Genomic DNA, 12,170 nt, shown 5'->3' with positions numbered 1-12,170 from the left:
CCTCCGGCGACAATCTGTTTAAGATCTGTTTACACCTGCAGGGGATATTAAAATGACAAATCAGTTACCTCTCAACGATTAATTAAAGCGTGCTTTTCAGCAGCATTCTGTTCGCTACTGTTAATGCGGCGAGGAGTGCCATGACACTAACCGGTTAAGGTTAAGATAAATAGCATGTCGCAAGAAATGGATTATGACTTTACCGCTATTGAATTAATCGTTTACTACGGGGGGAAATATCAGCACTTGAGCAGAACGTTAGAAAATGCGTATTTGGACAGAGTGGGATGGTATTAGCCGATAATATAAGTAAACAGGCAGGTAAACGCTGCCTGTTTTTATTAGCCGCGTGAATCAGCCTGGGTGGCGCTGGCCTCGCAGCAGGCGTTTGCAGTAAAGCAGCCCGCTGTAAAGGGGATAATAGCGCCACAGCAGCCGTAGCTTAAGGTTATTACGGGTCATCTGCCGTGCGAGGCGATTGATTTTCTCATCATACTCGCGCGGTACGTCCATCCTGTTTTTCCGTATTTCAATCAGGCAGCCGCCCATCAGCGCGGCGTAATAGCCGTCCACCAGCTCGCGGTCAACGTTAGCCACCGGATGCTGGCGCAGGGCATTATCGGTGTTCTCCCGGGCAATAAAATAGTTTTTCACCCAGGAGAAATCACGCGTGCTGATCGATAAAGAGGTATCCACCACCCGCTTAAGATAGTAGGCGCTGCTGGTGAAAAAAGCCTGCCTGGCCTGGGTATAGACCCCAAACATAAAAGGCGCGTCCTCATGATTCTGGATCGGCAAAAACGGGCTGTTAATCCGGTCAATCAGCGCCTTAGAAATAATGCTGGTCCACAACACCCGATGCGCCGAACCGCGCGCGATCAGTTTGCTGAGCAGGGCCGCTCCGCCGTTAAGCTCACCGCTGAGATGACGGGGATGCGTACCCTCATACTGGCGCTGCGCCAGCGGGGCATTGTTAAACTTACGGGCCGAAAAGCCAAACAGCTCCAGGTCAGGGCGATCGCGCCAGACGCGGGCAAAATCGGCAAACAGCTCGGGCGCCACAACGTCATCGGCATCCATAAAGTAGACATAGTCGCTACTGACCAGGCTCAACCCTTTATTGCGGGCCGCGCTCACGCCACCGTGCGCTGCGCGAACCGGCTGTACCTGCGGGTGCTTACTGGCGTACTCCTCCAGCAGTGCCAGCGTGCCGTCCGTCGACCCGTCGTCAATAACGATCACCTGGGCCGGAAGCAGCGTCTGGTTTAGCAGCGAATCTATTGCCTCACCGATATACTCCCGCCCGTTCCACACTGGCATAATGACGGCGATGGAGGGAGTGGTTGCCGCGTTTATCAGGTTCATGACTCGCTCCTCAGACTGGTACGTTTGAACAACCCTTTGCCGATTTTTTCCAGCACCTTGGTATGCAGCAGGCAACACACGCTCAGGTTGACCAGTCCAATCAGTCCCAGATAGAGCAGGTTAAGCCAGCGGTTCTGATCCCATTCGAAGGGGACGAGGTGCGTCAGCAGCGCCACGCCAGCCGATACCAGCCAGATCATCGCCACATCCCGCGTCAGCCAGCGCGCATGAATGGTGGGTGCAAATTTGCGGTGAACGATCCATGCCCAGACCAGCAGGTAGAAAATATTCTGCCCCAGCCAGACAATCCCGGTTCCCAGCGCACCGTAGTGGATGGCGGCATAGATATTCATCGGAATAAGCACGATGGCGAACAGGCTGAAGCCCTTCACGTGCATCGACAAACGGCCGTTGACATATTGCAGATGATACAGCAAACCGCAAATCGCCTGCAGCCCGCTTCCCAGCGCATAGAGCGTCATTACGAATGACATCTGCTGGACAATTTGCGGATTCTGCGTCCACGCCCAGATCAGCTGACCGGAGTAAAGCGCGATGGTTATGCTTAGCGGCGCCATAAAGATGCTGACGGCCTGGGTGGTGTAACGATAGAGGGTCAGCGTCTCGGCTTCGCCCTGCTCTTTTTTACCGCGCATGCCGGTCATACGCGGCACGATGGCCTGCATAATCGGGCTGCTGAGCATGACAATGCCCGTTGCGGCGGTTGCCACCACGGTAAAAGCACCGTAGGTTGAGAGTGGCAGCGTTTTGGAGAGCACCAGACGGTCGATCTGCGAAATAAAGGTCCAGATCGCACTGGAAAAAGCCGCGCCTACCGCAAAACGTAAAAATGGCTTTAGCACTCCTTTCAGCTCAGCGGAGTGATTCTGCCGCTTAGCACGTGGCACCAGCTGGTAGGATTTGTAGACGCAGCAGGCCGCTTCCGCAATGGAGATACAGAGCTGAAAGGCAAAGAAAAATATCACCGGATTGGGCGCAAAGCTGATAACAAATACCGCACCGAAGGTACGCAGGGTAATGGAGATAACGTTCAGGACGTTCAGCCACACCTGATGTTCATAGCCCACAATCACGCTGCGGAACGGTCCGGTGCGCCAGCGGATCGCGGCGGTAACCACCATGACGGCCACGGCAATCACCAAATCGCGGTACGGCAGTGTTTTAGCGTTTAGCCAGTGCTCAGCAATATAGGGAGTGAAAATCCAGCCCAGCACCACCAGCACCACGGAAGTAAGCAGGAAGAATTTGCCTAAGCTGGCAAACAGCGAAGGGAAGTAGGGATTATCTTCACTGTTTGCACGATAGCGCGCGGCCTCTCGCAGCAGCGTGGTCGACACGCCCACGTCCAGCAGTTGAAGCCAGGTTAACAGGATGGAAAAAAAGCCAATCAGACCGTAGGCTTCCATGCCCAGCTGATGGATATACATTGGCACCACGAGTATTCCGGCCAGCGTTGAGTAAATCTGTCCAACATAATTCGCCAGTGCATTACGCTTAATCGACATAGTCTCTTCTTTTATCTTAGCGGAGCGCCATTCACCAAAAAGTGATTCACCCTAACAATCGGGGTGAAACTGGGATAGGGGCACTTTTCCTAAAAGAGTGACCTTAAAGATGTTATCGCGTAACAAATCATGACCACTCTCCCGCCCGGAAAGACCCATCGGCGTAAAAACCGACAGGAAATAATTACCTTACAACACAGGATGAGAGGTTAAATATTTACCTTACACTGCTGCAGGTGGTGAAAGGGTTCAGGCTTTACGCACTCTCTTTTTTAAACCGAGTAAGGTGGTGTACGTGTCGGGGTGACGAAGCATCAGCCAGTTAATAAATGAACCCGGCTCCAGATCGCGGCCTAAATAACCAATCGCCTGTTTAACATACTCAGGCAGCGGTGTACCATTTGACAGCGATAAATGAATCATCAATTTAAAAGAGTGAATCAAATAGAGGCGGCGGAGTTCATTACGGGAAGGATCGCTACCCGGCAGGCTGGTTAATTTTTCGTACGAGCAGAGGAAAGCATCATAGCGATGACGGAAATAGGCCTCTTCTTTCGTACTGTTGGTTAAGGACCCCTGGCGGATACGCTGACGATAATAAAGATTTTTACTTACCCAGGCGATACCCGTACGCATAAAGGCCTGTAGCGTATAGCGGTGGTCTTCGTGCAGACGATCGCGATATTGCAGGTTATAGCGCGTGATAATGTCGCGTTTCAGCACATAGTTCCACGGTGCGGAGGTATAAGAGCCATTTCGCAGCAAACCGGCCATCACGTGCTGCGAAGGCACCAGACCGAAGGTGTCATGCTTTACCTTACCGCCGGTCTGCGTGGGATTACCGTCGACAAAGGTTTGTGAATTAAAACAAAACAGCTCGACCTCGGGATGTTGGGTAATGACCTCGCTAAACTCCTGATAAAATCCCGCGCAAACGATATCGTCGGGATCGCAGCAGAAAATGAATTCACCTGATGCGAGGCTGATCCCCTTATCACGCGCATTGCCAGCACCGCCATTCGGGATGGTGACAATGGTCACTACGGGTGAGTCGCCATATTTTTTCTCGATCAGTTCAAGCGTATTATCCGTTGAACTGTCGTTGACAATAATAATTTCATTTGGCAGTGCAATTTGACTCAGTAGTGAATCAACGCACTCAATAATGTATGCCCCCACATTATATGCCGGGATCACGACTGACAGATTTTTTTTCATCATAGTTTTTCTCAACCTTTAAGCTGCCTCTTAATAAACAACAGCGCCCCTGTAAAATCAATGCGAACCTCTTAATTAGCAGACTAATAAGAATAAGCTCAGGGCTTGTTTTTCGCTAAATTAAGAATTTTCCCGCGTAATTCTATTTTTGGCTGGTCTGAATTGTTCAATGTATTCTTGAGTAAATTTACCTTAAAAGCGCTTATAAGCATTTCCTTCTTTACTATCTGTTAAAATTTATTGAATCAAAGTTTACTTCTCTCCTGGCACATTTCAATCGGCCAAATGTGAATAAAATAGCGCTAAACCCAACGCAAACAAGTAACGTTATGGGATTATTCTTAGGAGAAACCGGTTTCTGAATATTTCCATGAAGGGATAACCTCACAGCGGCTAATCTGCGACACGTTTTTACCATCGAGTGCTGAACTGATGAATTATATAGAGAAATTGCGAGGTGCGTCGCAAATATAACCTGCGCAGCGTGGAGGAGTTGTGGTAGTGACAATATTTTTTATTTACAACTACGCAGGGATCCACAGGAGAGCGGAAATTGTTGCAGTGGGAAACTTTGATACAATTCTAAGTCAGTAAGTGCAGTTTTCCCCATGCCTTCAGCCCCGGCTATACCACAGAAGTATCAACCCCCTGCGGTGAAACATTAGCCATGCTGCTGTGAGTATACAGAAAACCTTAACTGTATTCTGAGACAATTCCGCTATAAAAAACCAGTCGTTATTATTGAACTGCATGACGAGCCGGTAATGGCTGAATTTTATACAATTAAGCGGTGAAACGAATTTCGTAATCGTTCTATAGTTAAGCATACCGTTATTGCTATCGGCCAAACCTTAAGCTGGCCTGACAGACGCTAGCGGATGAGAAATGCGTAAAGCGCTTACCTCCACTTTCAGACAGGGGATCCCTATGCCTAAGAGCAGAGAAATCATCGCCAGCGTTGTCAGCGCGGCACATGATGTCCGTAATGAAAACCGCACTCTGACCTGGGGAGAAGACCAGGTATTAGTCAGAGTGGAGCGCGGCGGTATCTGCGGCTCTGATATTCACTATTTCCTGCATGGCCGGGCAGGTATGTCCGTGCTTAAACAGCCGATGATTATCGGACACGAATTCGTTGGGCGCGTAGTTGAGACACCGTCCGGGAGTCAGCTTAAGATCGGCCAGCGCGTGGCCATCAATCCCTCGCTGCCCTGCAACCGCTGTTCGCGCTGTCTTGAGGGAAAGCAGAATCTCTGCGGACAGATGCGCTTTATGGGCAGCGCCCAGTTTCTTCCGCACGTTCACGGGGGTTTTGCCGATTACGTCGCGGTGAGTGAGCAGCAGTGTGTTCCCTATGCGGATAGTTCGGATGCGAAAGTGATAGCCTTTGCCGAACCGCTGGCCGTCGCGATACATGCCGTTAACCGGGCTGGTAGCCTGGTCGGAAAAAAAGTGCTGGTCACCGGATCGGGCCCGATTGGCTGCCTGACGATTGCGGCGGCGCTGGCCTCCGGCGCGGCAGAAATCGTGGCAACGGATATGAGCGAACGCTGCCGCCTGCTGGCCCGGGAAATGGGTGCCGCACGGGCTGTAGATCCGGGTAACAGCGATATGACCGATGCCTGGCAGGAAAATGGCGGCTATTTTGACGTCTGTTTTGAAGCGTCAGGCGCAGCGGCCGCAATCGCCTCCACCCCAGGCTTTACCCGCCCGGGAGGACGCATTGTGCAGCTGGGCATGGGCGCAGCCATCCCGGCGTTCCCGCTGGGTTTGCTGCTGGTAAAAGAGATTACGCTGGTCGGCTCCTTTCGTTTTATTGACGAGTTTGCAACCGCCGTGCGCTGGCTGGAGAGCGGTCGCATCAACCCGCTGCCGCTGTTATCGGCCGAGTTCCCCCAGTCGGACGTGGTTAAGGCGCTGGAAACCGCCTGTGATAAAAACCTTGCCGCCAAGGTACAGGTGGTATTTTAAGCCCTCCTGTGTCGTCCGCTGCGCCAGACCTGAGGATGTCAGGCACCCTATACCACCGGGCGCCTGACGCCTGACGCCTGACGCCTGACGCCTGACGCCTGACGCCTGACGCCTTGCAGGGGATTATATCGCCTCGCCGCGCGTCGCCGGCTGCGCCATGATTTTTTCAGCGGCCTTTTTACCGGCAATAAACGCATGATCGGAATTATAATATTCCCATTCGCTGTAGCGTCCGGCGAGGGTGATATCGTATTGCAGCAGCCATTCACGGATCAGGCTGACGTTAGATTCCCGGGCGTGATCATAGATCACATAGGCGTAGTGAATGTCAGCTTCGCTGGCGGTAAGTACCTTATCTTCGGCGGTAAACAGCCCAACGCTAATGCATTCGCGTATACAGCGCTGGATCAGCGCCTCCCCCTCCTCAGCCAGGGGGATCTCATCCGTATAGGTGATTTCACACGTCAGGCCAAAACCATTTTCCGGGTTGCAGTGCGGACTGGCGTTGCCCTGGAGGAAAACCCGGTGAAATATCGTGTCTCCGGGGTAGTAAATCCAGTGCTTTTCGGACAGGTTCGCCCGTCCAATTCCCAGATTCACGCAGCGCACCGAGGTATGACGCAACCCTGCGGCTGCGGCGTGTATTTCCGCCGGGGCCTGAACCCCCAGCATGGCAATCAGGGCCGGAAGCGGTACGGTACTGATCAGGTGGTCATAATGGTAGCGTTGGCCATCCTGCAGAACGGCGATATGCTGCGCGGGAAAGAGCTGAACAATCTCGGCGCCGGTCTCCAGCGAGCCTTGCAACAGCGGTAAAAAACCGGACATCAGCGCCTGGAATCCCCCCTGCAGCGGGTAACCAAAGCGAGCGTTGGGACCCAGCGGTTTACCCACCGGCTCCAGCGCCCCCTCGATGATGGCGGCAAGATCCGGCAGCGGCACGCGTCCGCCCAGCCAGGATGTTTCCATCTCGCTTAGCGGCACCTTCCACAGCTTGCGGTTGTAGGGGATCGCGAAATGCCTCGCGATGCCGCTGCCCCAGGTGTGATAAATGAACTGCTCAAAATTGTCCTCCGCTTTGTCACGCAGTGACAGCGAACACCCCTCCACTTCCGCTATGCTTCCATCAGCGCAGCAATCTTTAATGATAACCGGAGCGGCCTTCTCCGCCGCAGGCTGACCATAGCGCGCCTCTATCGCGCCCAGCACACACTCCTTAATGACCGCAGGTGGCAGGCCGTAAAGCGCCCCCTGAAAAGGATAGCGCGTGTACGTCCCCTCGGTATAAATCCAGGCCTCACGCATCTGCCAGTGCAGGTTATCCCCCAGCAACAGCTGGTACATCTCCAATACCCAGGGATCGTTGGAAAACATAATATGCCCGGCATAGTCGAAGACAAATCCCGACTGCTCCTCCGATCGGCACCAGCCACCCACGCGGCTGTTACGCTCAAGCAGCACCGACTCACTGCCCAGCTGCAACGCGGCGCTCAGCCCGGTGGGGCCCGCGCCGAGGATCAGATAGCGGGCATGGTGTGTGGTCTCGGGCTTAACACCACCCGCCTGAGCCGCGCGCTGCGAGGCGGCAGTCAGCGCAGCCTGATAGGTTTTGTGCTGAACCGGGGTGGCCGCCTCGCGGCTGATCAGGGCATGCTCGATCAGCCCGGCCATGTCCCCGACCGTTTTCTCCCAGGACGTACTGCTCACCACGGCCTTCATCCCGGCGGCCATTGCGGCCCGCTGGGTGGTGGAGAGGGCAATGGCCCGCTCACAGTGGCGCACAAAATCCGCTCCATCGCGGGCAATCATCACCAGTCCGCCATAGGGCGTCGCCACATCTTTGATAGCAGTGCTCACTACCGGCAGGGCCGCCGCCATATACTCCAGCACCTTAGTCGGGCTGATAAACTGCGTGGAGGCATTGAGCGCAAAAGGCATCAGACAGACGTCCCAGCCTGCCAGAAACTGCGGCAGAGCCTGATAGGGCTGCATACCAAAATAGTGAATATTGTCGCGCACCGGCAGCGCCGCCGGACTGATTTTTACCACCGGGCCGACGTAAATAAAGTGCCATTCGGGATGAGCATCGGCCAGCTGGGCCATCAGGATGGTGTCGATCCTTTCATCAATTACGCCATAGTAGCCAAGTCGGGGATGGGGAATTGCCGCCTGCAAAGGATGCTCATTGCTTCTGTCCAGCGCCTGCTCAAAGTGAATAGCATCCACGCTGCTGGGAAAACAGTACACATCGGGGTGCCGCGCCCGTTTGGCGTCATACAGGCTGGGACCGCCGGTAAATACCAGATCGGCCCGCTTAAGCAGCGCAGATTCACGCTGTAACAGCTGGCGCGGCGCCTGATCGAAGGCAGCCAGTTCATCCATACAGTCATAGATGACCAGAGCAGGATCGAGCGGGGTAAGCAGCGGTAACGCCATCGGCGTATAGAACCAGACGATGGGCCGCCCCTCCGGGCTAAGCGCCGCCATCAGCGTCTGAAGACGCGCAATCTGATCGTCATGAAAACCAGGCTGGCGCACGTCGGTATGCGGTCGCGCCACGGTCACATTGGGCGCCGGATGAGAGAGATGCAGTCCGGCCTCACCCTCCTCGTAAACCGGCTCTTCGATAAACACTACCCGGTAATGCCTGGCCAGCCGGGAGAGTAAATGCTGTGGACGCTGGAACACAAAATCCCAGCGTAGGTGGCTAAAAACAATCAGCGTCGGGGTCGTCATTGCACTCTCCTCATTATGAGCCTGTTGGATCCATCTGTTCTGAAAATGTGCGGTCGTCGCCTGCGCCTGAATAAGCGCGTCGGCATAGGGCTGGTCAAGTTCGCGGACAAAAGGATCCGTGGCGGCGGGAACAACATCCCACAGGCCGCTGCGGTGCCAGATATCGGCATTGTCCCATTCAGGTCGGTCAGTCACCGGATAAAGGCAGATGCCGGTAAGGTGAGTGCCCATCAGCATGGCCTGAGCGGCCTCGGCAGCAATATGGTTAATCCAGGCGCCCCGCCCACTGCCGACGTGGCTGGTTTCAGCAATCAGTATGGGCCGCTGGTAGCGCAGCGAGAGATCGTAAAGCATCCTGTGCAGCGGCGCGCGGCGCGCATCCCCAAGGTGCCACCACAGTCGCTGATTACTGACGTATTCCCACTGATTGTCGTGATAATAATTTGCCCCAATCAGATCGAGATAGCGCGGCGCCCCGCCCAGTTCAGGTTCAAGCCTGCCGCAGAGCATGTCCCATGCCTGGTACTGGGCGAGACATTCCCCGGCAACCTGTTCCCCCCATTTCGCTTCCTCACCCAGGGGGGGAACGATATGGATAAGCGGATCGCAGTGCATGATTCTCGCCCGGGGATCAACCTGCCAGATGGCATCACAGGCGGCAATTGCGGCTCGCACCAGCTGCCGTTTAGACTCAATCCCGGTTAAGTGACCCGGCCCGGCCGACGAGGGAAAATACCCCACGGACAGCGCCCAGCTGGTAAAGGAGATCTCATTCACCGGCGAATAGACCGGTGCCACGGCGTAATAAGGGGCCAGGTGGGCCGCCAGGGCGGCGCAGAACCGGGCAAAACGCGGTACGAAATCAGTCTGAAAGGGATCGGTTCCTTCCGGCCAGCCATAGTGGCAAATCGTCCAGCATATCTGTACGTTTGCCCGCTTTGCCGCCCGCATGCGTCTGTCGACGCTGCTAAAATCGTAACCCGTTACCCTGTCGCACAGCCGCCAGCCGACACTTTCACGTACGGTCCGGATGCCGAAGTCGCCCAGCCCCTGGTAATCTTCCCCGGCTTTGGCGCCGTGTCCGTTAGCGTCGATCATCGACAGACGCATACCCTGTCGGTTCAGGTGATCGGCACCCTCAAATCCTGCCTGCCAGAATGAAGCATACGGGGCCATTCCTCTCCTCCGTTCCAGATCCAGTTTAAAAACATCTCCTCCCCGTGGGGGCGGGAAATAAATGTTTAATATGATAAGATTCAGCGGGAAATGTATTTTTTGACGTTCTTTTTCTTTCATTAAAAATGGCAGTAAAATTCTGCTAATGAGCGTACGCAACACCTGGAAATAACCTGCCTTTTCATCCCAGTATAGTCAATCAGGTAAAATACCCCTTAATCACCCGACCAATATTTAATATTTAAGAAATAATCCGTACTGTACTTCACAAATCGCCTTACAAATCATTGGCAAAGCGTGAAAGCACAAATCATTAGCAAAGTGTGAAAGTTAAAAATAAATTTTTTTCTTCTTTATGAAAATTGCGATAACTCGCACGGTTTTTTTTCGCGTGCGTAACAACTCATTAAAAACAAATAGAAAAATTTAAAACCCTCATAATGAGATCCCATGAGGAAAGATTAATTTTTTCAGCATTTTTGCCGATATTACCTTCAACTTTTCTTTAATAAGGATGCTAAGATGTCACTCAAAAAGTCCTCGCTGCTTGTTCTGCTTGTGTTATTTACCCTCTTTATAACCAGTATGCTCACTAACGTCTGGCTTTTAACGCGCAGTAACACCTCACTCGATAAGGTAAACAAAGAAATACGCGTGGTGCTTTCTATAATTGATCCTATTAATCACAGTCGTACCCTGCGTGTTCGCCTGATGGAATATATGAAGGCCATGGAAAATAGCGCCACCCTTTCCTCTAAACCAACGCTCGACGGCGTTAATCAGGTGCTGTCAAAAGCGGATGCGGCTTTTCAGGCTTATCTTGCTGCGCCAAGGCTACCTGATGAACAACCGCTGGCTGATGCTTATCGCACTGCCTGGCTCGCCTATCGTCAGCAGGGTCTCGAGCCGCTTATCGGGGCGGCAACGGATAACAATCGGGCAGCATTCGACCTGCAGATACCCAACGTAGTTCGGCTCGACAGGCAGTATGAAATCGTTCTTGATAAGGTCCTTGCCCGGCATGAACACTATGCTAAGCAGCTTAATGCCACAGCACAGGGCAACTTCACGTTCGGCCTGGGTCTGATCGCCACTTTTAGCCTGCTGTTTATGATCGTCATTATGGCCGTACTTATCCTGCTCCGCCGCTTCGTATTGGCTCCGCTAACGCTTGCCCGCGACCACTGCCGTCAGATAGCAGCGGGTGTGCTGGATAAGCCCCTGACTGTGACACCGTCACGCAGCGAAATCCAGGCTTTAATAAACGCGATGGAGCAGATGCGCGGCTCGCTCACCGATATTATTCGTCAGGTGCGCCACTCTGCCCAAACCGTCTCCAGCGCCTCTCAGGACATTGCCGCCGGTAACACTGACCTTGCCTCACGAACCGGGCAGCAGGCTGCCGCCCTGACGCAAACCGCAGCGAGCATGGAGGAGCTGGGAGCCACGGTAAAACAGAATAATGAGAACGTTCATGAAGCCAGTCGCCTTACCCTGCAGGCGGTGCAAAATGCCCGCGCTGGCGATCGCGTCTCGCGCGACGTGATTAAGACGATGGAGCAAATCAACAGCAGCTCAAAAAAAATTGAAGATATCATCGGGGTAATTAATGGCATTGCGTTTCAGACCAACATTCTGGCGCTTAATGCGGCGGTAGAAGCGGCCAGAGCCGGTGAACAGGGACGCGGCTTTGCCGTGGTGGCAGGAGAGGTTCGCTCTCTGGCGCAGCGTAGTGCCGTCGCCGCAAAAGAGATCGAGGAGCTTATTGTTGCTTCCGCCGCCAGCATTCAGTCGGGTTCACAGCGGGTGTCAGAAACGGGTGAGGTGATTAACGCCATCATCACCTCGGTTACGCAGATAGATGCGCTGATGAACCAGATTTCCATTGCGTCTGAAGAGCAGAGCCGCGGCATCAGCCAGATTGAACAGGCAGTGACTGAGATGGATAGCGTGACCCAGCAAAACGCAGCGCTGGTTCATCAGTCTGCCGACTCTTCCGCCTCGCTCGAAGATCAGGTCAGGCATCTCACCCAGGCCGTCTCTGCCTTCCAACTGACAACGGGCTGAACGGGCCCCACCGCCGCCGCATGTCCCTTAAACAACAAGGGGCTGCGGCATCATCAGGGAATGCTCAATCCTGACCTGATTGCGGGTGAAAAGTTTTAAGGGAATTTATTA

General features: G+C 53.7%; 6 protein-coding genes. 2 read left to right on the top strand and 4 right to left on the bottom strand.

Going from position 1 to position 12,170, the window contains the following annotated elements:
- Positions 1-354: 354 nt before the first annotated feature.
- The 3 genes from ACLRGG_RS11425 to ACLRGG_RS11415 form a co-directional block, all read right to left on the bottom strand.
- Positions 355-1,365 (bottom strand): glycosyltransferase family 2 protein, encoded by a 1,011-nt coding sequence (locus ACLRGG_RS11425; protein WP_416249893.1) that lies wholly within the window; start codon positions 1,363-1,365, stop codon positions 355-357.
- On the bottom strand, positions 1,362-2,891 hold the full coding sequence (locus tag ACLRGG_RS11420; RefSeq protein WP_416249892.1) for a lipopolysaccharide biosynthesis protein: 1,530 nt from the start codon (positions 2,889-2,891) through the stop codon (positions 1,362-1,364). Before ACLRGG_RS11420 ends, ACLRGG_RS11425 begins: the two co-directional genes overlap by 4 nt.
- Positions 2,892-3,140: 249 nt before the next feature.
- Positions 3,141-4,112 carry a glycosyltransferase family 2 protein gene (locus tag ACLRGG_RS11415; RefSeq protein ID WP_416249891.1) on the bottom strand — a complete coding sequence of 324 codons (972 nt, stop codon included), beginning with the start codon at positions 4,110-4,112 and terminating at the stop codon, positions 3,141-3,143.
- Positions 4,113-5,036: 924 nt separating this feature from the next.
- Here ACLRGG_RS11415 and idnD point away from each other — a divergent pair.
- Complete coding sequence (gene idnD, locus ACLRGG_RS11410; protein WP_416249890.1) at positions 5,037-6,080, top strand: L-idonate 5-dehydrogenase; 1,044 nt, start codon at positions 5,037-5,039, stop codon at positions 6,078-6,080.
- 123 nt (positions 6,081-6,203) lie between these two features.
- Here the strand turns inward: idnD and ACLRGG_RS11405 are convergent, their stop codons facing one another.
- A complete protein-coding gene (locus tag ACLRGG_RS11405; protein WP_416249889.1) occupies positions 6,204-9,992 on the bottom strand; it encodes an NAD(P)-binding protein in 3,789 nt (1,262 codons plus the stop codon).
- A gap of 522 nt (positions 9,993-10,514) precedes the next feature.
- Between ACLRGG_RS11405 and ACLRGG_RS11400 the strand changes: the two genes are divergently transcribed.
- Positions 10,515-12,059: a methyl-accepting chemotaxis protein gene (locus ACLRGG_RS11400; protein ID WP_416249888.1), complete on the top strand. Its 1,545-nt coding sequence runs from the start codon at positions 10,515-10,517 to the stop codon at positions 12,057-12,059.
- Positions 12,060-12,170 lie beyond the last annotated feature (111 nt).

This window comes from Erwinia sp. PPS120 (genome assembly GCF_047918655.1).
In the GTDB taxonomy this organism is placed as follows: Bacteria; Pseudomonadota; Gammaproteobacteria; order Enterobacterales; family Enterobacteriaceae; genus Erwinia; species Erwinia tasmaniensis_A.
Note: the sequence above shows the minus strand (reverse complement) of the source record. Positions and strands in the feature narration are given on the sequence as shown.

Coding starts and splice junctions, on each gene's coding strand:
- ACLRGG_RS11425 (WP_416249893.1), bottom strand. CDS start 1,365: ATGAACCTGATAAACGCGGCAACCACTCCCTCCATCGCCGTCATTATG.
- ACLRGG_RS11420 (WP_416249892.1), bottom strand. CDS start 2,891: ATGTCGATTAAGCGTAATGCACTGGCGAATTATGTTGGACAGATTTAC.
- ACLRGG_RS11415 (WP_416249891.1), bottom strand. CDS start 4,112: ATGATGAAAAAAAATCTGTCAGTCGTGATCCCGGCATATAATGTGGGG.
- idnD (WP_416249890.1), top strand. CDS start 5,037: ATGCCTAAGAGCAGAGAAATCATCGCCAGCGTTGTCAGCGCGGCACAT.
- ACLRGG_RS11405 (WP_416249889.1), bottom strand. CDS start 9,992: ATGGCCCCGTATGCTTCATTCTGGCAGGCAGGATTTGAGGGTGCCGAT.
- ACLRGG_RS11400 (WP_416249888.1), top strand. CDS start 10,515: ATGTCACTCAAAAAGTCCTCGCTGCTTGTTCTGCTTGTGTTATTTACC.